The organism is Nocardia coffeae (genome assembly GCF_019890715.1).
Lineage (GTDB): Bacteria > Actinomycetota > Actinomycetes > Mycobacteriales > Mycobacteriaceae > Nocardia > Nocardia jiangxiensis.
This window is the reverse complement of record NZ_JAINZY010000012.1, coordinates 240,063-267,062: the sequence shown is the minus strand read 5'-3', so window position 1 is coordinate 267,062 and position 27,000 is coordinate 240,063. Positions and strand designations below refer to the sequence as shown.

Genomic DNA, 27,000 nt, shown 5'->3' with positions numbered 1-27,000 from the left:
CCGTTATCCGTTCGTAATCTTGTCGAGACCTCGCGGAGCTCGACGCACCACCCGGTGCGGCGTCGCGGGGCAGATGAGGAGTCACCGCATCATGGCGATCAAGCGACACGCCCACCGGGCCGTTGCGGCCGGAGCCGTCGGCGCTGCCACCCTCAGCGCTCTGCTGCTGTCCATCGCGCCCGCCACGGCTGCGCCGGTCACCATTCCGGGGATCGGCAACGTCGAGGTGCCCGATCAGGTCATCGGCGCGATCCCGAAGGGCGCCATCCCGCCGAACGTGATTCCGCCGGGTGTGGTCATCCCCGGCATCACCCCGACGCCCGCCCCGGTCGAAACGGTCGGGCAGCGCGCGGCGAACGCGGCCCTGTCCCGGGTCGGCGACCCCTACGTCTACGGCGCCGCGGGCCCGAACGCCTTCGACTGCTCGGGTCTGGTGAAGTGGTCCTACGCGCAGGCCGGTCGCGATCTGCCCCGCACCAGCTACGCGCAGCTCTCCGCCGGGGCTCCCGTCGGCCTGAACGATCTGCAGCCCGGCGACGTCGTGTCCTATTACGGCGGTAGCCATTCGGGCATCTACGTCGGCAACGGCAACATCGTGCACGCGTCCACCTACGGTCAGCCCGTCAAGGTCGCGCCCCTGCACGCGATGCCCATCGCCGGTGTGCGACGTTACTGACCACCGAAAAGACCGTGATCGTTTTGTGCTGTGCTGGACATCGTGGGCCGGGATTCCGTAACCTGATCGAGACCTTCGTGATGACTAGTCCGGAACACGGAATGGGGCCCTGCAGGCAGTGACCGCGCACTATCGGAACAGACGAACCAGACGCCTGGTGGGCGGGTCATTGGCGGTGGGCGCGTTGGTGTTCGGCGCGGGCGCCGGTGGCGGTGCCTTCGCGGAACCGGTCGCCCCGCCGACCAGCGCCAGCGATGCCGTCCAGAAGCTGATCGATCTGTCCCATCAATCCGAACAGCTCAATCAGCAGGCCCTGGGCGCGCAGCAGGATCTCGACGCGAAGATGGGCATCGAACGCACTGCCGATGCCAAGCTCGCCCAGGCCAATCAGGTGGTCGACGCCGCCCAGGCCGAGGTGCGCAAATATCAACCGGCCGTGGACCGTACGGCGATGGCCGCCTACATGGGCGCACGCACCAACCGGATGTTCTCGGTGCTGGCCAGTGATTCGCCGCAGCAACTGCTGGATCAGATGTCCACACTGGATGTGTTGCAGGCGCAGACCAGTGAGCAACTCGCCCAGTTCACGAAGGCGACCAATGCGGCCACGGCGGCACAGTCCACCGCGCACAAGGCATCCGACGTCGCCCACACCGCCGCGCAGAAGGCCGATACGGTGCGCACGGATCTGGAGAAGAAGCGCGCGGACCTGCAAGGTGCGATCGCTCAGGTCATCCAGGCCTGGGGTGCGCTGTCCGCGGGCGACAAGAGCTCCCTGGCCGGATCGCTGTTCCCGCCGGGCTTCGATCGCGAAGCGCTGCTGCGCGGTCTGGTCCCCGGCAGCGGCACCAGCGCGCTGGCCGCGGGGATGACCCGGGTCGGCGATCCCTACGTCTGGGGCGCGACCGGTCCGGATCAGTTCGACTGCTCGGGTCTGGTGCAGTGGGCTTTCCACCATGTCGGCATCAATCTGCCGCGCACCAGTCAGCAACAGGCCACGGTCGGCACCCCGGTGCAGCACGATCAGCTGCAACCCGGCGACGTGGTGTTCTTCTACTCCGATGCCTCGCACGTGGGGATCTACGCGGGTAACGGACTCATCTTGCACGCTTCGACTTTCGGCGTCCCGGTGAAGGTGGCGCCGATGGGGTCGTTCCCCTTCTACGGGGCACGGCGGTACTGGATCGGGATGCCCTAATCACAACGAGGTGAGCGCGAGCGTGCTGATATGACTGCGTTGACTCGGGTTCGAAACTGGTTGGCGGCCAAGCGGCGGTTCGAGTTCGTCGCGACGGTCGCGATGGTGGTCGCGTTGACCGCGGTCGGCGGTGCACTGGTGCTACTACCGAAATCGGCGCTGCACGTGCGGCCGGTGCCCGCGACCGCGGATGCGGCCGTGCCCTCGGCTCCGGCCGATCCGCAGCTGCCCGAGCTACGCCGGTCGATGGAGTCGTACGCACCCGTGGTCACCCGGCAGGTCTGCGCCGCCGACGGCCGCCTGTCGGTGGTGCTCGGCCATCCCTATCAGCGCGACGACGTGGACGCCCTGGCCGGTGACGTGGGCGCGGCGGTCGCGGCGGTGACCCAGCTGTGGGGCACCGACTGGGCCCGGGACGCGGTGATCGCGGTGGCCTCGGATCCGGCCGAATTCGCCGCGCTGACCCACCAGACCGGCGAGGTCTCCGATCAGATCGCTGCGGCTTCGGTGTCGGATCCGTTCGTCCCGCCCGCGCAGCCGACCGGTCAGCGCATCGTGTTCAGTGCCGCGGCGGGCCGTCGTCTGGGCCCGGAAGGTCTGCGTGAGACGTTGCGGCACGAGCTCACCCATGTCGCCGCCCGCGCGGTCACCGCGGACGGCTCCCCGCAGTGGGTGCTGGAGGGTTTCGCCGAGTACTCCGCGCATCGCGGTTCGGGCCAGACGTTCGCCCAGCTCGCCCCCACCCTGATCGCGAAGGCCCGCACCGGTGCGCTACCCGCCGATCTGCCCGCGGACGAGGCCTTCGCTCCGACTCCGGGCAACGACGCCGAACTCGCCTACGAGCAGGGCTGGTCCGCCAACGCCTACGTCGCCGCGCGGTTCGGTGAACCGAAGCTGGTCGAGCTCTACCGCCACCTGGCCACCGGACCACAGGACGCGCCCGCCTTGGACACCGCACTGCACAGCACCTTGGGCATCGATCATTCCGACTTCGTCGCCCGCTGGCGTGACTGGATCAAGGCCCGCGCGAGCGCCTGACCCCGCGAACGCCCGGTTGCCGGGATCGGCGGGCTCGGGGATGCGGGTGCGGCGCAACCCTTCTCACCGCAGCAGAGCCCGGACCGCACGGCAGGCGCACCCGTCAATAGACTGCCCGCATGGCGCGCACCCTGCTGGTAACGAACGATTTCCCACCGAGACCGGGCGGTATCCAGTCCTACGTGCATGCGCTGGCCACGCAGCTGCCGCCGGATGAGCTGGTCGTGTACGCGCCGCGGTGGCGCGGGGATTCGCATCTGCGCTTCGACGCCGAACAACCGTTCCAGGTCGTGCGTCATCCCACCACGCTGATGGTGCCCACCCCGCTGGTACTGCGGCGCGCCGCCAAACTGCTGCGCGACGAGCGGTGCGACACGGTCTGGTTCGGTGCGGCCGCGCCGCTGGCGTTGATGTCGCCGCTGCTGCGCCGCGCCGGTGCCGAGCGCATCGTGGCCAGCACACACGGCCACGAGGTGGGCTGGTCGATGCTGCCGGGCGCGCGGCAGGCGCTGCGCGCGATCGGCGACACCACCGACACGATCACCTATGTCAGCAAGTACACGCGGCGGCGTTTCGCGGCGGCCTTCGGTGCGCGGTCGGCCCTGGAATATCTGCCGCCCGGGGTGAACAGCGAGGTTTTCCGCCCGGATCCGGGCGCGCGCAGCGAACTTCGCGCCCGCTATGGACTGGGTGAGCGGCCGACGATCCTGTGCCTGTCCCGTCTGGTCCCGCGCAAGGGCCAGGACATGCTGATCATGGCGATGCACGAGATCAAGGATCGCGTGGACGGCGCGATGCTGGTGATCGCCGGCGGCGGCCCGTACGAGGAGAAGTTGCGCGGGCTCGTGCAGGCGATGGACCTGTCCGATCAGGTGGTGTTCACCGGCCGGGTGCCCTCGGCCGAGCTGGCCGCCCATCACACGATCGCCGACGTGTTCGCCATGCCGTGCCGCACCCGCGGCGCGGGACTGGACGTCGAGGGACTGGGCATCGTCTATCTGGAAGCCTCGGCGACCGGCGTTCCGGTGGTGGCCGGAAATTCCGGCGGCGCACCGGAAACCGTGCAGGAGGGCCGGACCGGACGGGTCGTGGACGGGCGGTCGATCGCGCAGATCGGCGAGGCGATCGTGGAGATCCTGTCCGATCGCGACGCGGCGGCGAGTATGGGCGCGGCCGGGCGGGAGTGGGTGAGCACCCAGTGGCGCTGGGATGCCCTCGGCGCTCGGCTGCGCGTACTGCTGGACGGGAACGTGCGATCGAGCGGTGCGGATCGGTTGGGTTAGGCTCAGGCGCATGAGCAGCATCCAGGTGGCGGATCAAACCTTCGTCGCAGCCCCCGGAAGCGCGGTCGGCGAGGTTCTGGCCGACCGCGGCCGCTGGCGGCGCTGGTGGCCCGACCTCACCCTCGAGGTGCGAGAGGACCGGGCCGACAAGGGAATCCGCTGGACAGTGAGCGGTGCGCTGACCGGAACCATGGAGGTGTGGCTGGAGCCGTCGCTGGACGGGGTCATCCTGCACTACTTCCTGCACGCCGAACCGACCTCCTCGGCCGGGCGTGATCTGGTCGCGGCCAACCGGTCTCGACGGGTCGCCGGTAAGAAGATGTCGTTCGAGATCAAGGCCCGCCTCGAGGCCGGACGCGCGGCCGGTGAACCCCCGGCGCACGCATCGGCCGACCTGATCACCTCCTGAATCCTGTTCTCCCGCACCGCACGCCGGAAAGGAAACGCTGTCAGTCATGGCCGACCGGACCCAGAGGTCGATCATCATCGATGCACCGTCGGATCGGGTGATGGCCGTCATCGCCGATCTGGAGTCGTACCCGGAGTGGGTCGCGGCGGCGCGTTCGGTGGAAATCCTGGACACATTCGCCGACGGCCGGGCCAGGACCGCACGGTTCGTCTTGGACGCGGGCGTCGTCAAGGACACCTATGTGCTGTCCTACACCTGGCGCCCGGACGGCAAGGCAGTGAGCTGGCAGCTTTCCAGCGGTGATCTGCAGAAGGCCCAGGACGGCACCTACGAGCTGATCGATCAGCCCGACGGCACCACCCAGGTCGTCTACGAGCTGACCGTGGATCTGACCATCCCGATGATCGGCATGTTCAAGCGCAAGGCGGAGAAGGTCATCACCGATACCGCGCTCAAGGAACTCAAGAAACGGGTCGAGGACTGACCGGATCAGCGCCCTCCGCGGATTTCCCGGCCGAGTCCGCGCCTGACCCCGTGGGCTCCGAGCAGGAGTCCTCGGTGGGTGGGTCGCGGGGGACTCGGCTGGAACTGTTCGCGGGCAAGGGCGGCGTCGGCAAGACGACGCTGGCCTGTGCCACGGCGATGGCGTATCGCGCGGCGGGGGAGTGTGTCCTGCTGGCCTCGCTGGATCAGGCGCATTCGCTCGGCGATGCGCTGAGCCATCGGTTCCCGCACGATCCCGGGAGTGTCGCCGGGGTGACCTGCGTGCTGCCCGGTCTGGACGTCATCGAGGTGGATTCCCTTGCGCTGCTGGAGGATCGGTTCCGCGAGGTGGTGCGCCTGCTGGGCGGTGCGGGGCACGAGCACGGGCTGGATCTGGGGTCGCTGGATCCGGCCGAGCTGACCGGTCTGCCGGGTGTGCAGGAATTGCTGATGCTCAGCGAGATCGCCCGGTTCGCCGACGAGGGCGACTGGGACGTCATCGTGGTGGACTGCCCGCCGACGGCGGATATGTTGCGCATCGTCACCGGTCCGAGTTCCCTGCTGGGTTATCTGGACCGGATCTGGCCCGCCCACGCCCGTGCCATGAGTGCGGGCGGGCGGGATCTGCGGCGGGCGATCGTGGCCGTGACCGCCGAGCGGATCGCCGGTGCGGTCACCCGGGTGCGCGATCTGCTCGCCGACCGGACCCGCACGGGGATGCGGCTGATCACCGTCGCCGAACGGGTCGCGGTGGCCGAATCGGTGCGGGTGCGTTCGGCTGCGGCGCTGCTGGATCTGCGCCTGGACGAGGTGCTGGTGAACAAGGTGCTCCCGCCGCTGCCGGATGCGGAGCCGTCCGAGCATCCGGCGGTGCGCTGGTACGCCGAGCGACGCGCCGAACAACTCGCCGTCATCGCCGATCTGCGCCGTCGCATCCCGGATCTGCCGGTGCGGATCGCCCATCACAGCGGGTCCGAGCCGGTCGGCGCGGAGCCGCTGGCGGCGCTTGCTGCCGAAACGCGTGGTAATCGGGCAGGAGTCGCCGCAGACCCTATGCTTGGCGACGACGCGGCGGCCCGAGGCACGCGCCCCGGCGAGCCGCAGGTTCGGCTCGAGTCGGGAAGCGGCCTGCAGTCGGTGTACGCGCTGCGGCTGGCGTTGCCCGTGGTGGACCCGGCGACGCTGCGACTGGGACGAGTGGAGGACGATTTGATCGTGGGAGCGGACGGCATCCGGCGGCGGCTGCGGCTGGCCCCGGTGCTGCGACGATGCACCGTCGACGGCGCCGAGCTGGACGGCGGCCTGCTGGTCGTGCGCTTTCGCCCCGACCCCGAGGTATGGCCGCGATGAACGACTACCGGGAACCGCACGGTCCCGAGCACGACGCGCACATCGGTGAACTAGCCGAGGAACTCCGGCTGCTGGCCGAGGTGCTGCTGGAGCGGGTTGAACCGGTGCTGCGCCGGGCGTCCGCCGACGGCGGCGCCGAATGGACCGGATGCAGCTGGTGCCCGTTGTGTGCTGCGGCGGCGTTGGCGCGCGGCGAACACCACGACGTGGTCGCCTCCCTGGCCGCGCACGGCACCGCCATCGTGACGGTGTTGCGCGAGGCGCTGGCCGGTGTGCCGGTCGAACCCGTCATGCCGACCGACACGGATGCGGCCGAGGATCCCGCGGCCGCCGGTGACGTGCCGAAGGCCGGTGTGCCGGAGCATGACTCGCCGGACGAACCGGCGAGCCCGTTCGATCCGGACGCGCCGGTCCCCGGCGGCCGGAGTTCCTCGGCTGCCCCGCACGATGCCGAAACGCGTTCCGGCGCAGCCGAATCCGATGTACGAGCGAACTCGACCACATCGGCCGAGGGCAGGCGCCGGTACATCTCGATCCCGGTGCAGATCAAGGTATGACCACGCGCATCGGGCGGGAACGGCCCCTCACCGTCGGAATCGATGTCGGCGGCACCAACATTCGCGCGTCGGTCGTCGACGGCGCGGGTGAGGTGCTCGACACCGTGCAGGCCCCGACCCCGCATTCGGAACACGCACTCGAGGACGGCCTCGAGCGCGCCGTGCGCGAACTGTGCGGGCGGCACCGGATCGGCGCGGTCGGACTCGCGGTGGCCGGATTCGTCGACGAGACACGGGCTTCGGTGCGTTTCGCCCCGCATCTGCCGTGGCAGGACTCGCCGGTGGCGAGCCGGTTGTCCGAGCGGCTCGAGCTGCCGGTCATCCTGGAACACGATGCCAACGCCGCGATGTGGGCCGAATACCGGTTCGGCGCGGCGGCCGGTGCGCACAACGGGGTGCTGGTGGCGATCGGAACCGGAATCGGCGCGGCGCTGCTGGTCGGAGGCGAGCTGTATCGCGGAAGTTTCGGCGTGGCACCGGAATTGGGACATCTACAGGTCGTCCCGAACGGCCGTGCCTGCCCGTGCGGCAAACGCGGCTGCTGGGAGCGGTACTGCAGCGGAACGGCCTTGGTGGACACCGCCATCGAGCGGCTGGCGATCGACCCGACCCGCTCGACGATTCTGGCGCGGGAGGTGTCCCGGGATGCGGGCTCGCTGACCGGACGCCGGGTCGCCGGCGCCGCGCAGGACGGTGATCCGGTCGCACTCGAGGTGATGGCGGATTTCGCGCGCTGGCTGGGCCTGGGCCTGGCCTTCGTGAGCGATATCTTCGATCCGGATCTGGTGGTCATCGCGGGCGGGGTGAGCTCTTCCGCCCCACTGTTTCTCGACGAGGCCCGCGAGCACTACGCGGCCGCGATCACCGGGGCCCGCCATCGGCCGCTGGCTCGCATCCGCACCACCCAGCTGGGTGAGGGCGCGGGCATGATCGGGGCCGCCGAACTGGCTCGCACGGCCCTGAGCGCGGGCCCGACGGCGGTCGGTGCGGATCGCGCGAAGTCGTCGGCGGCGCGCAAGTCGACACGTTCGACCGCCCGGGAGACCGCTCCGGGTGGCCGGGCGGGGGCCCGCCGCTGACCACCGTGTTCCGGTGGTGTGAAATGCATCTTGCGAACTTGGTCACAACTCATCACCGGCGGTAGAGTCGGCATCGGACTGTGGTGCCCGCGACGACGCCGGTCCCGGAAATCCGACTGGGGTGAAAGGACGCAATGTTCTACTGGCTGCTGAAGTACGTGTTCCCGGGGCCGTTCATGCATCTATTCAATCGGCCGACGGTCGAAGGTGTGGAGAACATTCCGGCAGACGGACCGGTGATCCTCGCGGGCAATCACCTGTCGTTCACCGACTGGCTGTTCACGCCGCTGCTGAGTCCGCGGCGGATCACCTATCTGGCCAAGGCCGAATACTTCACCTCCCCGGGCATCAAGGGCCGCCTGCAGAAGTTCTTCTTCTCCGGCACAGGGCAGTACCCGATCGATCGCAGCGGGGCCGACGCCGCGGAGAGCGCGCTGAACACCGCGCGCAAACTGCTGGACGAGGGCCGCGTGGTCGGGCTGTACCCCGAAGGCACCCGCTCACCCGACGGGCGGCTGTACAAGGGCAAGACCGGTGTCGCGCGCCTGGCGCTGGAGACCGGCGTCCCGGTGATTCCGGTGGCGCTGATCGGCACCGACGAGGTCTGCCCGCCCGGACCGTTCCGTTGGCGGATGCGCAAGGTCAGCGTGAAGTTCGGCAAGCCGATCGACTTCTCTCGCTACGAGGGCATGGGCGGCAACCGTTTCGTCGAACGCGCGGTCACCGACGAGATCATGTACGAGCTGATGCGGATGTCCGGGCGCGAGTACGTGGACGTCTACGCGGCCAGCCTGAAGAAGGGCGTGCCCTCGGGCAGCCGTCCCGAGGCTGATCGGGTGCCCGAATCGATTGCCGGATAGGCAGGTTCATCCGGGCACCCGGAAATCCCGAACACAGCGCGTCGCATCACATGCGGCGCGCTTTTTCTATCGCCTCGAATTTGGCCAGATTGTGCCGGGCGTCGGCGAGGGCGTCGTGCGCGTCCGTGGGAATCGGCGGCAGCGGCGGACGTCCGGCCATGTCCCAGTGCTGACGCAGTTCGTTGGTGTAGCGAGGCATGGTGTTGGGCAGATCGACCATCGAACCCCACAGCTGGCACAGCGCCACGTGATCGTAGGCGCCGACCCAGGCCCACAGCTCCGGTTCGACACCGGTGCGCGGGATCAGGAAGCGGTAGATGTCGTCGCGGATCTGCCGGCGGGTGCGCCACAGCGGGGAGGACGGGGCGGGCAGTTTGGGCAGCACGTTGCGCCGCACCCACGGGCCTGCCTTGGCCGCATCGAATTCGCTGGAGACCGCGTAGTACTCACGTCCGTCCTCGCAGACGACGCCGATCGAGACCAGGTCGATGGTGGTGCCGTCCTCGATGAATTCCGAGTCGTAGAAGTAGCGCACCGGTCGAGGTTACGGCGTGTTCGCCACGCGATCGCGAGCTGCCCCACCTCCGAGTTCGCACGAGTTCGCGGCCGAATCTATTCTTGTCTGGTGAACTGGACCGTCGACGTACCCATCGATCGCTTGCCGGAGTTGCCTCCGCTTCCCGCGGAAATGCGTCGTCGGCTCGACGACGCATTGGCCCGCACCGCCCTGCAGCAGCCGTCCTGGGACCTCGAAGAGGCCGAGCGGATGCGTACCGTCCTGGAGAGCGTCCCGCCGATCTGTGTCCCCGCTGAGGTCGAGGAATTGCGTTCGCACCTCGCCGAGGTGGCGCGCGGTGAGGCGTTCCTGATGCAGGGCGGCGATTGCGCGGAGACGTTCGCGGACAACACCGAACCACACATTCGCGGCAATATCCGCACATTGCTGCAGATGGCCGTGGTGCTGACCTACGGCGCGAGTCTGCCGGTGGTGAAGGTGGCCCGCATCGCGGGGCAGTACGCCAAGCCGCGCTCGGCCGACACCGACGCCAAGGGCCTCAAGTCCTACCGCGGCGACATGGTGAATTCGCTCGTCGCGGAACCCGGACTGCGCGAACACGATCCGTCGCGTCTGGTGCGCGCCTACGCCAACGCCAGCGCGGCGATGAATCTGGTGCGCGCGCTGACCGGCGCGGGTATGGCCGATCTGCACAAGGTGCACGACTGGAATCGCGATTTCGTCGCGCAGTCCCCGGCCGGCGCCCGGTACGAGCAGCTGGCCGAGGAGATCGACCGCGGTCTGCGCTTCATGACCGCCTGCCGGGTGCAGGATCCGAGTCTGCAGGCGGCCAAGATCTACGCCAGCCACGAGGCGCTGGTGCTCGACTACGAGCGCGCCATGCTGCGCCTGGCGTACAACGCCGCCGGTGATCCGGTGCTGTACGACCTGTCGGCGCATTTCCTGTGGATCGGTGAACGCACCCGTCAGCTGGACGGCGCGCATATCGCGTTCGCGGAACTGCTGGCCAATCCGATCGGGCTCAAGATCGGTCCCGGCACCACCCCGGATCAGGCGGTGGAATATGTCGAGCGGCTCGATCCGAACAACGAACCCGGCCGGTTGACGCTGGTGGCCCGGATGAGCAATCACAAGGTGCGCGATGTGCTGCCGCCGATCATCGAGAAGGTGCAGGCGACCGGTCATCAGGTGATCTGGCAGTGCGATCCGATGCACGGCAACACCCACGAATCCTCGACCGGGTACAAGACCCGGCACTTCGATCGGATCGTGGACGAGGTGCAGGGATTCTTCGAGGTGCATCGCGCGCTGGGCACCCATCCCGGCGGTCTGCACATCGAGCTGACCGGCGAGAACGTCACCGAATGTCTCGGGGGCGCGCAGGACATCTCCGATCTGGATCTGGAGGATCGCTACGAGACGGCCTGCGATCCGCGCCTGAATACGCAGCAGTCGCTGGAGCTGGCCTTCCTCGTCGCCGAGATGCTGCGCTGATCGCCGGCGAGGAGGGGCGAGCAGCGGTGAACGTCGTATTCCGTGGGGCGGGTGTACTGCGGGTGGATCCCGCCGATCGCACCATCCTGCGGTTGCTGCGTGACCGGGACCGGGACGGGATCCCCTCGGAGGTGGTCTTGCGCGACGGCAGTCGCCTGCTGATCTTCAACATTTCCTGGGGTTACGATCCGGCCGCGGTTTCGGCGCAGGTGACGACGAATATCAGCCCGAGTATCGGAGGGGTGTCGGTGGATGTGTTCACCACCGACACCGTCGTCGCCATCAATGATCCGGAGACCGGAGCCCCGTTGCTCGCGGTTGCCTGAACGGTCCGTTGTCACCGATCGGTATCCATTCTTCGGCCGGATGTTTGCTGGTCACATCGGCGTCACATTCGGTCTGATTCACTGATTTTGTTGTGTCCCTGAGTCTTTCGTTGTGCCGATGTGTTGTGGTCACAGTCACAGGCCGGTGATATTTGCTGAACTGTTGCTGGATAGGGACTGGTGCGTTAGGTTTTCCGTATTGGTTCGTCGCTTCGGCGACAAAAAGCGGGAAATGCAGTGGGAGGACCCGATGCGCGCAATGCCGGTAACTGGTGAATTGCTTTCAGGAATGGGTCGACGCTATGCCGTGCGTCGGCGGGCCCAGCTTCCGACCGGTGTGGGAAAACGATCGGTTCCGGCCACCACCGAACTGGTCACCCACGAGACGATCATCGACGGACTCACGGTCTCGGTGGTCATCGAACGACCGGAGATCGATCACGGCGGCGGCATCTGGCGGTGCCGGATCCGGGTGGCGCGCGGCGACACACGACGCGAACAGTCCCAGGTCGTCGGAATCAGCTCGCAGGAAGTGCTCGGGCAGGCCATCGATCTGGCGGCCGACCGGCTCGGCATCAGCCGCTCGGACCTGCTGGCCGGTGCGAGTGTCGGCGCGCCGATCAGAACGGCAGAACAGTCAAGGTGATCGTGCTGCCCGGCGCCACATTGGTTCCGCCGAACGGCGTCTGCACGCGGACCGTGCCGCGATCGGTGCTGAACACCTGATTCAGCACGACCTTGAAGCCCAGATTCTCCAATTCCGTGCGGGCCTGGCTCGCACTCTTGCCCACCACGTCGGGCACCTGCACCGAATTCGACACGATCAGCGTCACCGAACTGCCCGACAGCGCGGTGGTGCCGGCAGCCGGATCGGTGCCGATCACCTGATCGGCCTTCACTCGCGCATCGAACTGGGTCTTGGTGTCCTGCACGGTGATTCCCACACTCTGCAGCGCCGCCTTGGCCTCGTCGACACTCTTGCCGCTCACATCGGGCAGGGTGACCCGAACGGATCCCTTGCTGCGGAACACCTTCACCTCGGCGCCCGAGGGCAGCAACGTACCCGGCGCCGGATCCAATTGCGCCACGGAACCTTTCGGCGCGGTACTGGCGATCTCGCCGCTGTCCACCGGGGTCAGGCCCTGATCGCGGATGGACTGTTCGACCGACTGCACATCCGCGCCGGAGTTGAACCGCGGCACCTGCGGCTTGCCGCTGGACACCAGGACCGCGACCGTCGACCCCTTGAGCACCCGCGCCCCAGCGGACGGATCCGTGCCGACCACGCCGCCGACCGGGATGGTGTCCGAGGCCTTGTTCCGCTGCGTGGTGGAGAATCCGGCCTGCTGTAGCGCGGTGGTCGCGGCGGCGGTGTCCATACCCGCGATCGCCGGGACCGCCGAATAGCGCTCGACCCCCAGATACCAGCCGCCGACGCCGAGAATCAGAGCCAGCGCCACCACGACCGCCGCCCAGATCAGCACCCGCCGCCGGGACCGGCTGCGATCGTCGTCGTATTCGGGGTAGTAGGGCTCGCGCGGTTCGGGCGGTGCGATGTAGCCCGTCGGCTCGGCCCGCGAATGCGAGGTGGTCAGCACGCGGGTGTGCGGGGAGACGGCCGGTCCGGCGGCGAGCCGGGTGGTTGCCGGTTCGGCCGGGGCCGGACGCTGCGGGGTGACCGCGCGATAGCGGGCGGACTGGTGCTCGGCCGATTCGCGCGGTGCGGGAACCCGGTAGGCGGGCAGATCCAGCTCCCGCACGATGCCGCGCAGCTCCGCGGCCATCTCGGTGGCGTCGGCGAATCGGTGGGCGGGCTCGCGGGCGGTGGCCCGCGCGACCAGCTCGTCGAACTCCGCGGGCACGCCCTCGATGAACCGGCTGGGATTCGGGACGTCCTTCTCCACCCGCTGATAGGCGATCGACAGCGAGGTGTCACCGGTGAACGGCGTTCTGCCGGTGAGCATCTCGAAGATCAGGACGCCGAAGGAGTACACGTCGCTGCGGGCATCGGCGTTGCCGTTGGCGACCTGTTCGGGGGACAGGTACGCCGCGGTGCCCAGGATGACGCTCGAGGAGGTCATATTCGATCCCGCCACCGCGCGCACCAGGCCGAAGTCGGCGATCTTGACCTCACCGGCGTCGGAGATCAGGACGTTCTCGGGTTTCACGTCGCGATGCACCAGCCCCGCGCGATGCGCCACCCCGATCGCGGCCAGCACCGGTTCGGCGACCGCGGCCACCGCGTGCGGGGGCATCGGGCCGCGCTCACGCAGGAGTTCGCGCAGCGTGCCGCCCTCGACCAATTCCATGATCAGGAACGGATGTTCACCGTCGACGCCCTGGTCGTACACCGCGACCAGGGAGGGGTGTTTGAGTTTGGCCACCGCGCGCGCCTCGAACTCGAAGCGGCTCAGGAACTGCGGGTCCCCGGCGAACTTCGGATCCATCACCTTGATCGCGACCGGTCGGTCCAGGCGCGTGTCCACCCCGCGGAACACCATCGACATGCCACCCCGGGCGATCGGCGCATCGATGCGGTAGCGCCCGTCCAGCATCTGGCCGATCAACTGCTGTCCTCCGCCCTTCGCAAAGCTCTCACCTCTCGCTGTGCCACCCCGATGGCGGCACCACCGATCGTATAGGCGAGAACCGCAGACTACCGTTGTCGGCGTGAGCGCATTTCCATGCAGCGATGACGTGCTGCCGGAGTCCGTGACCCTGCTCGCTCTGCCCGATGTGGCCGAGCAACTGGGTATGGCCGTGACCAGAGTGCATCAGATGCTGCGAGATCACCAGATCATCGCGGTCCGCCGCGGCGGCATCCCGGGCATCCCCGATGACTTCTTCGACTCCACCGGAGAGATCGCCAAACACCTGACCGGCCTGATCACCGTCATGCGTGATGCGAAATACACCGACGAGGAGATCCTGGAATGGATCTACCGCGACGACGAATCCCTCCCCGGCCGCCCCATCGACGCCCTCCACGGCCCCCTGGCCCGGGAAGTCATCCGCAGGGCCGCAGCCGACCCCTTCTGAGGGGAGTCGGATCAGCGACCGGTGATCGCGGCGGGGAGGTGTCGTGCCGCGACGCGCAGGCGGCGATGTCGGGGCACCACCGCGCGACGGGTGAAGATCTCGTAGTCGGCGTGCTCCACCTCATCCAGGATTCCCGCGTACAGCACCGCGGCGGTGCGGATGGCCGGGCGGACGCGTGGGTGGAGCAACTCGATGCCCGGGGCGGCGGTGCGGTACAGGGCTCGGTTGGCGGCGATCAGATGGGCCAGCGCGCGGCGTAGGCGGTGGTCGGTGTGGCCGGTGCGGCGGCAGTGCCGCAGCAGGTCCTCGTCGACGCCGAACGCGGCCAGTTCGGTGGACGGCAGGTAGATCCGGTCGCGGTCGAGATCCTCACCGACGTCGCGCAGGAAGTTGGTCAGCTGGAACGCCTCGCCCAGCGCCGCCGCGGCCGGTTCGGCCTCGGCCACCGGCACGACCGTGCCCAGGACCGGCAGCAACTGCAGGCCGATCGCGGCCGCGGAACCACGCATGTAGTCGCGTAATTCGGTCATCGTGCGGTATCTGTTCCGGAATTGCGCACTGCCGGGCACATCCATCCGCATGGCCGCGAGGAAGACCCGGAAGTGCTGCGGCGCAATCTGATAGCGGGTGATCGTATCGGCGACGGCCGCGAGCACCGGATCCGGATCGAACGGGCCGCGGTCGTCGAGCCGGGCGCGCAACTGCTCCTCGATCCGGTCCAGACGGTCCACCGCCGTAGCGGAATCGGTTGTGCCCGCCACGGTCTCGCGATCGACGATATCGTCCACCGTCCGGGCGAACGCGTACAGCGCGTGCACTGCCGGACGTCGTTCGGTGGACAGCAGCCGGGTCGCCAGGAAATACGTGCGGCCGTGTGCGGCGGCGATATCCCGGCAGTGCTGGTAGGCGTCGGACAGCTCCCCGCTCGTGACCCGCGCGGCGGCGACCGTCGTCATCGCGGTGGCGAGATGCTGCCGGTGGGTTTACCGGAGCCTGCGCGCAGTCGCAGCGGATCGACCGTGCGCAGCGACAATGCCGCCACCACCGCGGCGAACGTTGCCGCCGCGACATACCAGAAGTTGTACAACCCGATGGCCCCGCCGGGTTCGAACACCAACATCAACCACGTACACAGCCCGACCAGCACCATGAGCGTCATCGTCGACATCGCGAATCCGGCGGCCAGCGCCAGCGGCCACGAGTAGTACCAGGGCAACGCCGCCGGGGACAGCACGACGATCGCGACGAAGGCGATCAGGATGCCCAGTACGGCCTGGCGCTCGGTGAGTTTGAACCGCCACCACGTCCAGGCCAGCGCCAACACCAGTGCGACGGCACAGATCGACCTGGTCCAGAACAGCACCGGCTCGAGCGCCCAGGGCGTGAACCAGGTGACGATGTGCGCCATGATCGTCGGCAGCGACAGCCAGTTGATGATCTTCTTCGAACCGGACAGCGCGGTCAGCCAGCCGATGCCCACCCCGGCCGCGGCCGACGCGGCGACGAACACCACCGCGAACACCGAAACACCCAGTCCGCCGATCTTCGCGAACGTCCAGATCGGATGCGGTAGCGGGCCCTCGTTCTTCGCCGCCCGGCGTTCACGTTCGTGAATCATCCAGATCCACACCAGGAACGGCAGTGCCACGCCCGCGGTCGCCTTGATCGCCACCCCGATCGCGACCACCACGATGCCCGCGACGTGATGCCGCTCGAGCACCAGCGCGATACCGGCGGCCATCAACCCGACCATCAGCATCTCGTTGTGCACGCCGCCGATCAGGTGGATCAGCACCAGCGGATTGAGCACCGCCAGCCACAGCGCGACCGTCGGCTTACCGCCGAGGTGTTTGGTCAGATGCGGCACCGCCCACATCATCAGGGCCAGACCGGGCAGCATCACCAGCCGCATGGCCCAGGTCCCGGCCACGACGTTGGCGCCGGTGATGGTGGTGATCCACTTGCCCAGCAGCAGGAAGATCGGGCCGTAGGGCGCGGTGGTGGTGGTCCACACCGGGCTCACGTTGTCCAGCAGGACGCCGGGATTGGCCACGGGGCCCACCTTGTACGGATCGAATCCGTCCCGCAGCAGCGCGCCCTGGGCCAGGTAGGAGTAGACGTCCTGGCTGAACATCGGCACCGCGAACAGCAGCGGGAAGATCCAGATGCCCACGATCGCGCGCAGCTCGTTGAGTGTCACCGGGCTGTCCGGGTCGGTGCCGTTGCGCAGACCCGAGATCAGCCGAACACCGCCGCCGAAGCCGATCGTGATGCGGCCCAACCGGACCCACGCCACGATCATCGATAGCACGCCCAGCCACACGACGATCGTCGCCAGCGTGTATCCGTGACCGAAGCGCAGCCAGGACAGGTGCGCGGATTCCAGCAGCGGATCGTTGCGGCGCACCGCACCCGCGCCGAGGCCGCCGAGGGTGATCATCAGCGAACCCCAGAAACCCAGGAACGCGGCATGCCCCTCCGGGCTGCGCAGGAATTCACCGGCGAAACGCAGCCACCAGCGCAGGGTGTGCGGTATCGCCGCGGCCTCGGTTTCCGGGGCCGCGGTGGTGGCGATGGGTTCCGCGGTGGCGGTCGATGGTTCGGGGGTCGGCATAGGTCGTCGTTCCCCCCGGGAATCACGTGCGGTCGGAACCGCGGTCAGTAGGTCGCGGGCCAGTTTAATAGTTCTGTCGGGAACACTATCGCGCCGGTCGGCACGCATTGTATGTCGGCATGCCGGTAACTCACCCGGCAATGCTCGTCGCGGCCCTCGCCGATCCGGTTCGGTGCGCGCGCTCGGCCGGGAATGAGCCCGCATCCGGTCCGCTGCGACCGGTGATCCGCTGTGCGGCCAGCTTTCCCGACAGCAGCGTCGTCGGCACGCCGACACCCGGTGTGGTGCCGCAACCGGCCAGGACGACGTTCTCGGCCGAACGCGGCAGGTTCCTGGTGCGGAACGGGCCGGTCTGCCGGAACAGATGGGCCGCGGAGAACGGGGTTCCGGCGATCATGCCCTGATCGGCCCAGGTCCGCGGCGTGTCCAGATGGTCGACGGTGAAGTGTTCGGCGATGCCGTGATATCCGCGCCGCTCCAGCACGCCCAGCAGCTCGCGCAGGTAGGCCGGGCCCAGGCGGGGCCAATCCAATGGCGCGGCAACCAGATTCGGGCAGGGTGCCAGCAGTGAGAACGGCTCGTGGCGGGTGTCACGCTCGATGAACAGCCCGGGATCGCTGAGCGCGGGCCGGGTCAGCAGCAGCGACGGATCGCTCATCGTCCGGCCTCGGCCGCGTCGCGCGGCGATCTCGGTGAACGTCCGGTCCCAGGCACGACCGAATTCGATGGTGTGATGGGCCTGCACCGGCCATCGCGCCGCGACCTCGGCCGGAACCGTGCCGTGCGCGACGACCGCCGAGGGGGCGGCGCGCAGCGGCCGCCGACGGGGGATTCCGAACCGGGGCAGCGAGCCGAGATCGGCGGTGAGCACCACCGCATCGCAGTCGTAGGTCCCCGCGGCGGTGCGCACCCGGTGTGCGCGCCCGTCGCGGTAGTCGATTCCGGTCACCTCGACGCCCAGTTCGAGCCGCCCGCCCGCATCGGTGAACGCACCGGCCAGAGCCGCGGTCACCGCGCGCATCCCGCCCTCGGGGAAGTACACGCCCAGGCAGGTGTCCATGTGCGGGATCGACCCGTACACCCCGAGCGCCTGCGCGGGAGCCATCCCGGCGTACAGGGCCTGGAAGGTGAACAGCCGGGCCAGCCGCTCATCGCGCAGGGTCCGACCGACCCGCGGGCCGAGCCGCCCGAACGCGCCCGCGCGCACCAGCTCGAGCAATGCCGCCCGTTTGCGGCCGATGGTGACCATGTCGAGCGGGGAATCGAAGTTGGTATCCATGAACTCGCCGTAGGCCGCCCCGTAGATCCGGGCCAGCCAGGCTCGCAGCCGCCGATACCGGGCGACCTCGTCCGGCCCGCACGCGCGAGCCACTTCGGCGGCCATCTCGTCCGGATCGGAGAACACCGAGATGACCGATTCGTCGGCGAACCGCGCCCGATAGGCCGGGGCGAGCCGATGGATGCGCAGACCCCGGGACGCGCTGTCGGCCCCGACCGCGCCCAGCGCCTCGTCGATGAGTTCGGGAACCGTGAGAACCGTTGCCCCGGAATCGATCTCGTAATCCGGCCCGCGATACACCCCGACCCGTCCGCCGGGATGATCCGCCCGCTCGAGCAGGGTGACCGTGCGCCCGGCGCCGGTGAGATGCAGGGCCGCGGACAACCCGGACAAGCCCGCGCCGACCACGATGACGCGGTCGGTGCGTCCGGTGACGGTCCTCATGCGACGCGTCGGGTGGCGGCCAAGGCCATCGCCTCGAGCCGCCGCTTGGCCTCCGGCGTCGCCGAACATCCGGCCAGCGCCGCCAGACCGCGATCGGTGAGGTCGTCGATGCGGCGCTCCACGTCCTGGACCGCGCCCAGTCCGGTGATGACCTCGCGCAACCTGCCCACCTCGTCCGAGGTCAGGTCGGTGCCCAGCCGGTTGCGCAGCAACGCTGCCGCGGCCGGGTCGGTGGCGTCGGCACGGCGCAGCGCCTCGGCGATCAGCACGGTGCGCTTGCCCTCGCGCAGATCGTCGCCGGAGGGTTTACCGGTCACCGCGGGATCGCCGAAGACGCCGAGCAGATCGTCCCGCAGCTGGAAGGCCAGGCCGATATCGGTGCCGAAGGTGCGGTAGGCCGTGATCAGCGCCGGATCGGCGTCGGCCAGGGCCGCACCCAGGTGCAGCGGCCGCTCGATCGTGTAGGAGGCGGTCTTGTACCGGTTGACCCGCATCGCCGACTCCACCGAGTCGTCCTCGCCCGCCTCGCCGTGGATGTCCAGCAGCTGCCCGCCCAGCACCTCGGTGCGCATCGCCGCCCAGACCGGGGTGAACCGGGCCCGCGCGGCCGGGTCGAGCCGGGCCGCGGCGACCATGTCGTCGGCCCACGCCAGAGCCAGATCGCCGATCAGGATGCCGACGCTGATACCGAAATGTCCTGCGTCACCGCCCCATTCGCGCGCGGTGTGCCGACGTTCGAAATCCACGTGCACGGTCGGGAAGCCGCGCCGGGTGCGCGAGGAATCGATGATGTCGTCGTGGATCAGCGCGCACGCCTGTACCAGTTCCAGCGCCGCGCAGGCATGCAGCACCGCCGTGGCCTGCGGGCCGTCCGGATCGCCGCCCGCGCCCAGCCAGCCCGTCCAGGCGAAGGCCGGACGGGTGCGTTTGCCGCCGCGCAGCACGAAGTCCTGCAGCGCCTCGCTCGCATCGACGAAGACCGGGCCCAGCTGGGCGACGATCTCGCGGCGCGTGGCGAAGAACCGATTCAGCGCCTCGGCGACGGCGCCGACCAGCCCGGCCGCATCCGCTGCCGGACCCGGACGTGTCGAGGTATCGGCCGACAACGGAACCTCCCAGGTGACTTGCCGCGACAGCACCGATGAAAAACGCTGACGCATATGGTTCGGACGCGCGGGCGTCCCTGGATGGGAACGATACTGCGTCCGCTTCTGCCCCGGTCGCGGCGGACGGTCCCGTCGGGCCGGGGGCGTCCCACTAGACTGGTCCGGTGAGTTTCGACAACGTACGGGGACGCTCGACCCCAGGCCGACCCCGCCCGCCGCAGGTTTCCGGAACTCCGTCCGTCGTGGGTCGGCTGGGGCCGCGTCCCGACGGCAGCATCCCGTTCTCGGTGGAGTTCAACCCGCCGCGCGATTCGGCCGCGGAGGCTCGACTGTGGCGTGCGGCACGTGAATTCGAACGCATGCATCCCGCCTTCGTCTCGATGACCTACGGCGCGGGCGGCTCGACCCGCGACCGCACCGCGCGGGTCACCGGGGAACTGGCGCAGGAGACGACACTGCTCACGGTCGCGCATCTGACCGCCGTCGCGCACAGCGTCGCCGAACTGCGCTCGATCGTGGGCGTGTACGCCGACGCCGGGATCCGCAATCTGCTGGTGCTGCGCGGCGACCCGCCCGGTGATCCGCTGGGGGAGTGGCAACGGCACCCCGAGGGCGTCGAATACGCCGAGGAACTCGTGCGGATGGTGCGCGATCTGGGCGACTTCCACGTCGGGGTGGCCTCCTTCCCGCAGGGCCATCACCGGTCGCCGGACCTGGACCACGACACCCGCTACCTGTGCGCGAAACTCCGTGCGGGCGCGGAATATTCGATCACGCAGATGTTCTTCGACGTGGACCACTATCTGCGTCTGCGGGAGCGGGTGAGCGCGTGCGATCCGGTACAGGGTGACAAGCCGATCATCCCGGAGTTGATGCCGATCACCTCGTTGCGGACCGTGCAGCGCGCCGAGGAACTCTCCGGTCGTCCCGTGCCGCCCGCGCTGATGGCCCGGTTGGAGCGGGCCGCGGGCAACGACCCCGAGGCCAACCGCGACGCGGTGCGCGAGGTCGGTATCGAGATCGCCACCGAGATCGGTCAGCGGTTGATTGCCGAAGGTGCGCCGTGCCTGCATTTCATCACGCTGAACTTCGCCAAGGCCACCACCGAGGTGCTCACCAATCTCGGATACACCGTGGCCCCGACACCGGTCGAAGCCTAGTCGGCGTTTCGCGGCCGGATTAGCGGTTGATGTGCTGATCCGGCGCGTACGATCACGCGCACCCGTGAGGAACCGGGACCCGTGACGACTAGGAGAGTGCCGATGGCCGTATTGCGCAATCTCGTCCGCGTCGCCGGTGTGGTGGGAGTATCCGCCGCGCTGGCCTGCACCGGTTTCACCGCCGCGTCGGCGGCGCCACCGGGCCCGTCCGCGGCCGCCGCCGCGTCGGCGGTGACCACTGCCTGGCACGGCGCCATCGCGCAGACCGATGCGCTGGGCGCCTATCACCGGGCGATCGAGGGATTGCAGCAGTTCGGGATGGATCCGTTCCTGTACCCCTCGGCCTCGGCGTTCTGCGCGAACGGCAGCACGCTGGGCCTGGTCCCGGCGATCGCCGGCGCGGTGCCCGGCCCGTGGCCGAAGACCACGGTGAGCATGCCCGGGGAGGATCTGTCCGCGGTCAAGGCCGGGCACACGATGTTCGCCTTCGTGCCCTACGGACTCGGCCCCGACAGCACCGACACCTCCGGGATGCAGGTGGCCTGGTTCAACGCCAACACCGGGCGCAGCGGCATGACCCCGATGGGATCGGTGGCCGCTGTGGCCGCATCGATGGTCCCGCCGCAGGTGGCTCCGGCGATGCGCCCGCTCGCCCAGCAGGCCATCGAGAACTTCCTGGGCACCGCACTACCGTCGGGCGGAGTGCGTGCGGTTCCGGTCGACACCGGCTCGGGAACCGTCCTGGCCGCGGTCTTCGGCACTGTGCACAACGGGGACCGGACCTGCCTGTTCCTGCCGACCGTCGGCGTCACCCGAGTCGCCTGAGCCGATTCGCCGAGCCCGCCCGAATGTCGAATCAGCCGGGCGGGCAATCGAATCCGAGAAGCAGCAGACCCGGCGTGCGGACCACGCGGCTGCACCGATCGGCCGCGGGTTCGTCGTTCCGCACCGGGTCCGCGTGAGGGCTCGAACATTCCAGCGGGCAACCGGATTCATCGAGATCAGCTGACGCGTTCGGCGACCGCGCGCCCCTTCCAGGTCAGGCCGCCTGATCGGTGCAGCCGATGAGAGCGGATGGACAGCCGTAGGTACGCCGCCACCGAGAGGGGATGGGCCAGTGCCGCCGGGACGTCCGGGAGGGCCAGTGTCCCACCGGATTCCAGGGAGCGGGCGGCCAGGCGGCTCGCGACGGCGCAGGCGTAGCCGACCAGCCCGACGCGACGGGTCACGCCCCGGCCGAACAGTGCCGCCAGGGGCGGGACCCAGTAGGCCAGCACGGCCGTCGCGCCGACCGCGGCACTGCCTGCCGCGGAGCCGTACGCCGACCACAGCCACCGCGTGTATCCGGTGTCGAGTTCGGTTGCGCCCCGGTACATCCGGGTGTTCGCGATGCGGCCCGCGGAAACCAGGACGGTGCGCCGCCCGGTGCGCCGTACCGCTCGCGCCAGCGCGAGATCCTCGGTGACGTGCGTGGCCACCGCGGCATGGCCGCCCGCCGCGCGGTAGGCGGCCGCGTCGAAGGCCAGGAACTGCCCGCAGGACACCGCGGTGGAGGGGCGCAGACTGCGCCCGGCCAGGCGCACCGGCAGCGTCGCGGCCCACGACCAGCACAGCAGTGGCTGGACCAGCGTCTCGGCGAACGATCCGGCCAGCTGGCGCGGCCAGGGCGACACCAATCCCGCACCGGTGCGGCGCAATTCGCCGACCGCGGCGGCGATCGCACCCGCGCCGATCCGGACGTCGGCATCGAGGAAGATCAGCGCCCCCGCGGGCGGTTCATCGGAATCCGCACTGGCCCAGGCGATCTCGGCCAGCCGGGCGCAGGCGGAGGATTTTCCGGTCCAACCGGGCCGCGGCTCGCTCTGTGCGGTGACGATGGTGAAACGCTCGTCGTCCCCGGTCGCCGCGACCGCCGCGGCATAGGTGCCGTCCCCGGAGCTGTCGTCCATGATCAGCACCCGCATCCGCGAAACTCCGTGCTGGCCACGCAGATCAGCGATCAGGCCCGGCAGTCGCACAGCCTCGTCCCGCGCCGGGACGCAGACGGTCACCGGTTCGATCACCGGCGGGCCCACCACTCCGAGCCGTCGCACGGTGAGCCGGTTCAGCACCGTCAGGGCACAGCCCGCCGCTGACACGGCCGTCCCGGCGACCACCGCTCGTCTCACCAGAGTGCTTCTCATACGCTTCCGTTCTCGCGGGTTTCCGCAGTCGCTCCGCCCGATCGTCTCCTGCGGGTCAGACCTTCTCCCGCGTGCGCGGCTCGCGCAGCCGGGAGACGTAGTTCGGGGTCGGGTTCCGGCTCAGGTACGCGATGACGGCGACCAGCGCGGCGACGGCGAGGGTGATACCGCCGACGATCCCGGCCCACCCGGCGAACGAGCGGGTGTTCGGATCGGCGTAGCTGGCCTCGGCGTGCACCGTGCTCTCATCACCGGCGGGCAGCTTCCAGGACACCACCGAATCGCCGTCGCGGGTGCCGTTGGTGGTGGCCACCCGGGCCGGGAACGCGATGGTGAACTGGATGTCCGACCCCTGGGGCGGCACCGACTTCAGGTCCGCGCGGCCGTTGAGCGTCACCAGATCGCCGGTCCGGACGAACTGCAGGGTGAACATGCCCTGCGTCTGATCGGACAGACCGCCGAGCTCGCCGATCTCCCCGAAGGTCAGATCGTCGAAATACACCTGACTGCCCACGTAGCCGTCCTGGCTGTACGACTGGACGCGGACCTTGCCGGCCAGCGGACCGGGCACCTTCAGTTGCGGCCCTTTGTCCTTGTCGTTGGCCGGGACCACCGCGACGACGATATGGCCGGACACGCGGTCGTTGGAGGACACGCCCATCGAGACCTGGACCCGCAGGCAGCCGGCCAGCAACGGCAGCAGCATGGCCAGCAGTAATAGCGCCGACCAGGCGCGACGGCGCGTCGGGGGCTTCGTGCCGCGGCGCGGGGGTGCGCTCGTGACGTCGGGCATCGGTGGTGTCGGACTCGGCTGCACGGGTCACATCGTGCCATGGCCCGCCGAGCGGACCGGCATGCGACGGGCCGAGGTGTACAGCAGCGGAATGCCGAGCAGGCCGAGTCCGAGGAATCCGTACCCGGCCGAGGCGGGCAGGCCCAGGAAGACCGCGTGGGCGAGGGTGGAGCCCAGCCAGGTCCACAGGAAGACCACGACCGGGACAGCGACCCTGCGGTCCGCCGGGGCGTCGCGGCGGTCCAGCGCCTCCAGAAGCGCTGCCATCAGCAGCGCGACGGCGAACCAGCCCAGATAGTTCGTCACCGGGATGTGTGGTGTGCCCGGCAGTCCGGGCAGCGGCGAGCACCAGGACCACTGTCCGGCGGACACCATCTGCGGGTCCAGGAACAGATCCCAGCCGACCGCGCCCAGTGCGGTCAGCGGGATACGTGTCCGGGCCCGGGGTTTTCCCGGCCGACACAGCAGTCCGGCCACGATCCAGACCGGATACACCCCGCCGGTCCAGGCCAGCGGCACGAGCAGCGGCACACCGGCCAGTTCGGGACCGAGCCGGTGCTGTGCGTAGGTGTAGCAGCCGAAGGGGAATCCCGTTGCCACGCCCACGATCTCGGCGGCCAGTCCGAGTCCGGACACGATCAGCAGCAGTCCGGCGGCCCAGCGCGGACCGCGGGTGGCCCAGGCGTGCGTGAGTGCGGTCAGCGCGGACAGCAGTACCACGGCCGCGGTCACCAGGTCCCGCCCGATGCCCGTGGTCAGCGGATAGCTGATCTGGGTGAGGATCAGCAGTACGGCCGTGATCGCGGGCGCCCAGCGCAGCGCGGCGCGGACCGTCCGCGGATTCACCACCGGCGCAACCGCGGACGACGCAGATCCCGCAGCGCCAGCCGGGCGGCGCTGCGCCCGCTGGCTCCCGAGACGCCCCCGCCGGGATGGGTCGAGGCCCCGGTCAGATAGACCCCGGGAGCATCCGGCACGCGCTGTCCGGACAGCTCCGGCAGCGGCCGCCAGAAGAACATCTGGTCCAGCGACATCTCCACATGCATGACATTGCCGCCGATCAGGCCGAGTTCGCGCTCCAGATCGGCCGGGGTCTGCACGAACCGGTCCAGCACGGTGTCGGCGAAACCCGGTGCGGCCGCGTCGAGTTCGGCGATGATGCGGTCACCCTCGCGTTCGGCGTGCGCACTCCAGTCGCTCCCGTCGGCCAGGTGCCGCGGGTGCCACTGCGCCCACAGCGAGAGCTGATGCTGTCCGGCCGGGGCGATACTCGGATCGAGTGCGCTGAAGCTCATCGCCAGCACCACCGGCCGCGGCGGCAGCTCCCCGGCCAGCGCCGCACCGTGTGCCAGACGCAGTTGCCGCCGATCGGTGGTGAGCAGTTGCAGTCCGCGGGCCGAGTCGTCGGCCGTCGCACCCGGATAGCAGGGGAGTGCGTTCGCGGCGACCCGCACCACCATGCCGATCCCCGGCCCGACCCGGATGCGCCGCCGCCAGTCGTCGAGCGCCCCGGCGTCGAATCCGCCGCGCTGCAGCAGATCCAATGTGGTCAGGATGTGCGTGCCCGCGATCACGGTGCGCGCGAACAGCTCTCGGCCCGAGGCCGTGCGGACCCGCCAGCCGGTGCCGTCACGGCGCAGTTCGGTGACCGCGTCACCACAGGTCAGCACCCCGCCGTCGGAGCGCAGCCGCGCGGCCAGAGCCGTTGTCAGAGCGCCGCTTCCGCCGACCGCGCGACCGGGCGGCAGCGTGTGCATGAGCGCGGCGAATCCGACCATCGGCGCGGTGCCCGGTTCGGACATCGGCGGTCCGGACTGCGCACCGAACCAGGCCAGCGCCGCCTTGAGCCGCTCGTCGTCGAAGAGGCTGTCCAGCAGCGCATCTCCGGATTGCAGGAATTCCCGCGACAGCGCGCTGCCGCCCGCCCGAGCGTCCAGACCCCAGAACGAGCGCAGCAGCCGCCCGGGTCCGGGCGGCCCGGCGAACGCGCGCATCACCCGCTGCGCGCGCGGTCCCCACACCCGCACGAAACGGCGGTACGCGTCCGCGTCGCGGGCGCCGCAGGCCACCGCGATGGCCGCGCAGGTGCGGTCCAGGTCGCGGTGGAACACGATCGGGGCGAGATCGGTTCCGGGCGGTGCGGGTGCGAAACCCCAGGGATCGCAGTCGATGTAGCGCAGCCCGAACCGGTCGAGCCCGAGCTCCTCGATGATCCCGGTGTGCCGGATCATGATGTGCGCCGAGGAGCCGCGATCGACCAGATGTCCCGGGAACCGCTCCACGGTCGAGACCGCGCCGCCGGGTACCTCGTCGCGTTCGAGCACCTCCACCTGCTCGCCCGCCCGCGCCAGATAGCAGGCCGCGACCAGCGCGTTGTGGCCCGAACCGAGGACCAGGACCGTCACGGCCGCGGGCCCGGCACGGGCGGTTCGGCGATCGGCGGGCTCTGCAGCGGCAGCGGACGGCCCAGCACCGCGAAGCGCCGGGTGTCGCCGGAGAAGACGAAATGCCTTACCACGTCGGTGAATCCCTGTCGGCGGTACAGCCGCCAGGCGCGGTTGGCCTCGCGATCCACCTCGGGGGTGGACAGCAGCGTCGCGCGTTCGGGGCGGCTGCGCAGCAGCCGGGTCAGCAGCATCTCGCCCAGGCCGTGGCCCTGCGCGCTGGGATGCACATGGAGTTCGGTCAGTTCGAAATAGTCCGCGAGCAGATCGCGGGCGGCGTATTCGGTCCACCCCGAGCGGCGCATTCCGTTGTGCACCTGCTGATGCCACCACTGGTGCGGCGCACCGTGATAGCCGTAGGCGATGCCCACGATGGGCGCGCTGCGCAGGTCGAACCGGCCGGTCTCGTCGGGGACCACGGCGGCCACGGCCTGCCAGCCCGGCCGGGCGGTGTGCTCGGTCCACATCGGTGCGCGGTGGTATTCGGTGCCGCGGGGATAGTCCATCGCCGCGACGTAGACGGCCAGTGCGTCGTGCAGCCGGGAGCGCAGCGCGGCGGCCGAGAGGTCGATGACGACGGGGGCGGGTGCGTGAGGAAGTCTGGCGGCTGTCATATCCGGTCGGCGCGGCTCTCGTTCGGCCCGGGCGCTCGCCGCGAGCGCGAGCGC

At 69.5% G+C, this 27,000-nt stretch carries 27 protein-coding genes; 16 read left to right on the top strand and 11 right to left on the bottom strand.

Annotation, left to right across the window (positions count from 1 at the left end; all coding sequences use genetic code 11):
* The first annotated feature begins 91 nt into the window (after positions 1-91).
* The 10 genes from K7711_RS35020 to K7711_RS34975 all read left to right on the top strand — a co-directional run bounded on the left by K7711_RS35020 (position 92) and on the right by K7711_RS34975 (position 8,933).
* Complete coding sequence (locus K7711_RS35020; RefSeq protein ID WP_222974959.1) at positions 92-676, top strand: C40 family peptidase; 585 nt, start codon at positions 92-94, stop codon at positions 674-676.
* Positions 677-833: 157 nt separating this feature from the next.
* Positions 834-1,874 carry an NlpC/P60 family protein gene (locus tag K7711_RS35015; RefSeq protein ID WP_308015090.1) on the top strand — a complete coding sequence of 347 codons (1,041 nt, stop codon included), beginning with the start codon at positions 834-836 and terminating at the stop codon, positions 1,872-1,874.
* A 30-nt stretch (positions 1,875-1,904) separates the two neighbouring features.
* Positions 1,905-2,912 (top strand): peptidase MA family metallohydrolase, encoded by a 1,008-nt coding sequence (locus K7711_RS35010; RefSeq protein WP_222974956.1) that lies wholly within the window; start codon positions 1,905-1,907, stop codon positions 2,910-2,912.
* A gap of 119 nt (positions 2,913-3,031) precedes the next feature.
* Positions 3,032-4,195 carry a glycosyltransferase family 4 protein gene (locus K7711_RS35005; RefSeq protein ID WP_222974954.1) on the top strand — a complete coding sequence of 388 codons (1,164 nt, stop codon included), beginning with the start codon at positions 3,032-3,034 and terminating at the stop codon, positions 4,193-4,195.
* Between the two features lie 10 nt (positions 4,196-4,205).
* On the top strand, positions 4,206-4,604 hold the full coding sequence (locus K7711_RS35000; RefSeq protein WP_222974952.1) for a polyketide cyclase / dehydrase and lipid transport: 399 nt from the start codon (positions 4,206-4,208) through the stop codon (positions 4,602-4,604).
* A 46-nt stretch (positions 4,605-4,650) separates the two neighbouring features.
* Positions 4,651-5,088, top strand: a complete 438-nt coding sequence (locus tag K7711_RS34995) for an SRPBCC family protein (protein WP_040821103.1) — start codon at positions 4,651-4,653, stop codon at positions 5,086-5,088.
* Between the two features lie 74 nt (positions 5,089-5,162).
* Positions 5,163-6,437: an ArsA family ATPase gene (locus tag K7711_RS34990; protein WP_308015089.1), complete on the top strand. Its 1,275-nt coding sequence runs from the start codon at positions 5,163-5,165 to the stop codon at positions 6,435-6,437.
* Positions 6,434-6,994 (top strand): hypothetical protein, encoded by a 561-nt coding sequence (locus K7711_RS34985; RefSeq protein ID WP_222974950.1) that lies wholly within the window; start codon positions 6,434-6,436, stop codon positions 6,992-6,994. Before K7711_RS34990 ends, K7711_RS34985 begins: the two co-directional genes overlap by 4 nt.
* Positions 6,991-8,073: an ROK family protein gene (locus tag K7711_RS34980; protein ID WP_222974948.1), complete on the top strand. Its 1,083-nt coding sequence runs from the start codon at positions 6,991-6,993 to the stop codon at positions 8,071-8,073. The genes K7711_RS34985 and K7711_RS34980 overlap by 4 nt, the downstream gene beginning before the upstream one ends.
* A 134-nt stretch (positions 8,074-8,207) precedes the next feature.
* Entirely contained in the window at positions 8,208-8,933 is a 726-nt protein-coding gene (locus tag K7711_RS34975) for a lysophospholipid acyltransferase family protein (protein ID WP_222974946.1), read from the top strand.
* A 46-nt stretch (positions 8,934-8,979) separates the two neighbouring features.
* On the opposite strand, the gene K7711_RS34970 is transcribed toward K7711_RS34975, so the two are convergent.
* The gene (locus K7711_RS34970; protein ID WP_222974944.1) at positions 8,980-9,468 is read right to left on the bottom strand and encodes a polyadenylate-specific 3'-exoribonuclease AS; all 489 of its coding nucleotides are present in this window, start codon (positions 9,466-9,468) and stop codon (positions 8,980-8,982) included.
* A 90-nt stretch (positions 9,469-9,558) separates the two neighbouring features.
* Between K7711_RS34970 and K7711_RS34965 the strand changes: the two genes are divergently transcribed.
* The 3 genes from K7711_RS34965 to K7711_RS34955 all read left to right on the top strand — a co-directional run bounded on the left by K7711_RS34965 (position 9,559) and on the right by K7711_RS34955 (position 11,916).
* Positions 9,559-10,944, top strand: a complete 1,386-nt coding sequence (locus tag K7711_RS34965) for a class II 3-deoxy-7-phosphoheptulonate synthase (RefSeq protein WP_222974942.1) — start codon at positions 9,559-9,561, stop codon at positions 10,942-10,944.
* 26 nt (positions 10,945-10,970) lie between these two features.
* Entirely contained in the window at positions 10,971-11,270 is a 300-nt protein-coding gene (locus K7711_RS34960; RefSeq protein WP_040821110.1) for a hypothetical protein, read from the top strand.
* A gap of 145 nt (positions 11,271-11,415) precedes the next feature.
* Complete coding sequence (locus K7711_RS34955) at positions 11,416-11,916, top strand: hypothetical protein (RefSeq protein WP_222974941.1); 501 nt, start codon at positions 11,416-11,418, stop codon at positions 11,914-11,916.
* Here K7711_RS34955 and pknB read toward each other — a convergent pair.
* Positions 11,891-13,825 (bottom strand): Stk1 family PASTA domain-containing Ser/Thr kinase, encoded by a 1,935-nt coding sequence (pknB, locus tag K7711_RS34950; RefSeq protein WP_222975099.1) that lies wholly within the window; start codon positions 13,823-13,825, stop codon positions 11,891-11,893. The genes K7711_RS34955 and pknB overlap by 26 nt on opposite strands.
* A gap of 115 nt (positions 13,826-13,940) precedes the next feature.
* Here pknB and K7711_RS34945 point away from each other — a divergent pair, with 115 nt between their 5' ends.
* Entirely contained in the window at positions 13,941-14,309 is a 369-nt protein-coding gene (locus K7711_RS34945) for an Rv2175c family DNA-binding protein (RefSeq protein ID WP_222974939.1), read from the top strand.
* Between the two features lie 11 nt (positions 14,310-14,320).
* On the opposite strand, the gene K7711_RS34940 is transcribed toward K7711_RS34945, so the two are convergent.
* The 4 genes from K7711_RS34940 to K7711_RS34925 form a co-directional block, all read right to left on the bottom strand.
* The gene (locus K7711_RS34940) at positions 14,321-15,265 is read right to left on the bottom strand and encodes a phytoene/squalene synthase family protein (protein ID WP_222974937.1); all 945 of its coding nucleotides are present in this window, start codon (positions 15,263-15,265) and stop codon (positions 14,321-14,323) included.
* Complete coding sequence (locus K7711_RS34935) at positions 15,262-16,923, bottom strand: alpha-(1->6)-mannopyranosyltransferase A (RefSeq protein WP_222974935.1); 1,662 nt, start codon at positions 16,921-16,923, stop codon at positions 15,262-15,264. Before K7711_RS34935 ends, K7711_RS34940 begins: the two co-directional genes overlap by 4 nt.
* A gap of 130 nt (positions 16,924-17,053) precedes the next feature.
* Positions 17,054-18,646 (bottom strand): phytoene desaturase family protein, encoded by a 1,593-nt coding sequence (gene crtI / locus K7711_RS34930; protein ID WP_222974933.1) that lies wholly within the window; start codon positions 18,644-18,646, stop codon positions 17,054-17,056.
* A complete protein-coding gene (locus tag K7711_RS34925; RefSeq protein ID WP_222974932.1) occupies positions 18,643-19,806 on the bottom strand; it encodes a polyprenyl synthetase family protein in 1,164 nt (387 codons plus the stop codon). Before K7711_RS34925 ends, crtI begins: the two co-directional genes overlap by 4 nt.
* 110 nt (positions 19,807-19,916) lie before the next feature.
* On the opposite strand from K7711_RS34925, the gene K7711_RS34920 reads away from it, so the two are divergent.
* Together K7711_RS34920 and K7711_RS34915 are read left to right on the top strand one after the other, a co-directional pair.
* Complete coding sequence (locus K7711_RS34920; RefSeq protein WP_222974930.1) at positions 19,917-20,912, top strand: methylenetetrahydrofolate reductase; 996 nt, start codon at positions 19,917-19,919, stop codon at positions 20,910-20,912.
* A 102-nt stretch (positions 20,913-21,014) separates the two neighbouring features.
* Positions 21,015-21,737 carry a hypothetical protein gene (locus K7711_RS34915; protein ID WP_222974928.1) on the top strand — a complete coding sequence of 241 codons (723 nt, stop codon included), beginning with the start codon at positions 21,015-21,017 and terminating at the stop codon, positions 21,735-21,737.
* Between the two features lie 176 nt (positions 21,738-21,913).
* Here the strand turns inward: K7711_RS34915 and K7711_RS34910 are convergent, their stop codons facing one another.
* Genes K7711_RS34910 through K7711_RS34890 form a run of 5 tightly spaced genes read right to left on the bottom strand, consistent with a single transcriptional unit; the run spans position 21,914 to position 26,946 of the window.
* On the bottom strand, positions 21,914-23,095 hold the full coding sequence (locus K7711_RS34910) for a glycosyltransferase family 2 protein (protein WP_222974926.1): 1,182 nt from the start codon (positions 23,093-23,095) through the stop codon (positions 21,914-21,916).
* Positions 23,096-23,150: 55 nt separating this feature from the next.
* Positions 23,151-23,888 (bottom strand): LppM family (lipo)protein, encoded by a 738-nt coding sequence (locus K7711_RS34905; protein ID WP_222975097.1) that lies wholly within the window; start codon positions 23,886-23,888, stop codon positions 23,151-23,153.
* Positions 23,889-23,915: 27 nt separating this feature from the next.
* Positions 23,916-24,737, bottom strand: coding sequence for a carotenoid biosynthesis protein (locus tag K7711_RS34900; RefSeq protein ID WP_372460215.1), 822 nt, complete (start codon positions 24,735-24,737; stop codon positions 23,916-23,918).
* Positions 24,731-26,293: a phytoene desaturase family protein gene (locus tag K7711_RS34895; RefSeq protein WP_222974924.1), complete on the bottom strand. Its 1,563-nt coding sequence runs from the start codon at positions 26,291-26,293 to the stop codon at positions 24,731-24,733. The genes K7711_RS34900 and K7711_RS34895 overlap by 7 nt, the downstream gene beginning before the upstream one ends.
* Positions 26,290-26,946: a GNAT family N-acetyltransferase gene (locus K7711_RS34890; RefSeq protein WP_222974922.1), complete on the bottom strand. Its 657-nt coding sequence runs from the start codon at positions 26,944-26,946 to the stop codon at positions 26,290-26,292. Before K7711_RS34890 ends, K7711_RS34895 begins: the two co-directional genes overlap by 4 nt.
* Between the last annotated feature and the right edge of the window lie 54 nt (positions 26,947-27,000).

What these genes read in the sequence shown, in the direction of transcription:
- K7711_RS35020 (WP_222974959.1), top strand. Translation starts at nt 92, where the DNA reads ATGGCGATCAAGCGACACGCCCACCGGGCCGTTGCGGCCGGAGCCGTC.
- K7711_RS35010 (WP_222974956.1), top strand. Translation starts at nt 1,905, where the DNA reads ATGACTGCGTTGACTCGGGTTCGAAACTGGTTGGCGGCCAAGCGGCGG.
- K7711_RS35005 (WP_222974954.1), top strand. Translation starts at nt 3,032, where the DNA reads ATGGCGCGCACCCTGCTGGTAACGAACGATTTCCCACCGAGACCGGGC.
- K7711_RS35000 (WP_222974952.1), top strand. Translation starts at nt 4,206, where the DNA reads ATGAGCAGCATCCAGGTGGCGGATCAAACCTTCGTCGCAGCCCCCGGA.
- K7711_RS34995 (WP_040821103.1), top strand. Translation starts at nt 4,651, where the DNA reads ATGGCCGACCGGACCCAGAGGTCGATCATCATCGATGCACCGTCGGAT.
- K7711_RS34985 (WP_222974950.1), top strand. Translation starts at nt 6,434, where the DNA reads ATGAACGACTACCGGGAACCGCACGGTCCCGAGCACGACGCGCACATC.
- K7711_RS34980 (WP_222974948.1), top strand. Translation starts at nt 6,991, where the DNA reads ATGACCACGCGCATCGGGCGGGAACGGCCCCTCACCGTCGGAATCGAT.
- K7711_RS34975 (WP_222974946.1), top strand. Translation starts at nt 8,208, where the DNA reads ATGTTCTACTGGCTGCTGAAGTACGTGTTCCCGGGGCCGTTCATGCAT.
- pknB (WP_222975099.1), bottom strand. Translation starts at nt 13,825, where the DNA reads ATGCTGGACGGGCGCTACCGCATCGATGCGCCGATCGCCCGGGGTGGC.
- K7711_RS34940 (WP_222974937.1), bottom strand. Translation starts at nt 15,265, where the DNA reads ATGACGACGGTCGCCGCCGCGCGGGTCACGAGCGGGGAGCTGTCCGAC.
- K7711_RS34935 (WP_222974935.1), bottom strand. Translation starts at nt 16,923, where the DNA reads ATGCCGACCCCCGAACCATCGACCGCCACCGCGGAACCCATCGCCACC.
- crtI (WP_222974933.1), bottom strand. Translation starts at nt 18,646, where the DNA reads ATGAGGACCGTCACCGGACGCACCGACCGCGTCATCGTGGTCGGCGCG.
- K7711_RS34925 (WP_222974932.1), bottom strand. Translation starts at nt 19,806, where the DNA reads ATGCGTCAGCGTTTTTCATCGGTGCTGTCGCGGCAAGTCACCTGGGAG.
- K7711_RS34915 (WP_222974928.1), top strand. Translation starts at nt 21,015, where the DNA reads ATGGCCGTATTGCGCAATCTCGTCCGCGTCGCCGGTGTGGTGGGAGTA.
- K7711_RS34910 (WP_222974926.1), bottom strand. Translation starts at nt 23,095, where the DNA reads ATGAGAAGCACTCTGGTGAGACGAGCGGTGGTCGCCGGGACGGCCGTG.
- K7711_RS34905 (WP_222975097.1), bottom strand. Translation starts at nt 23,888, where the DNA reads ATGCCCGACGTCACGAGCGCACCCCCGCGCCGCGGCACGAAGCCCCCG.
- K7711_RS34890 (WP_222974922.1), bottom strand. Translation starts at nt 26,946, where the DNA reads ATGACAGCCGCCAGACTTCCTCACGCACCCGCCCCCGTCGTCATCGAC.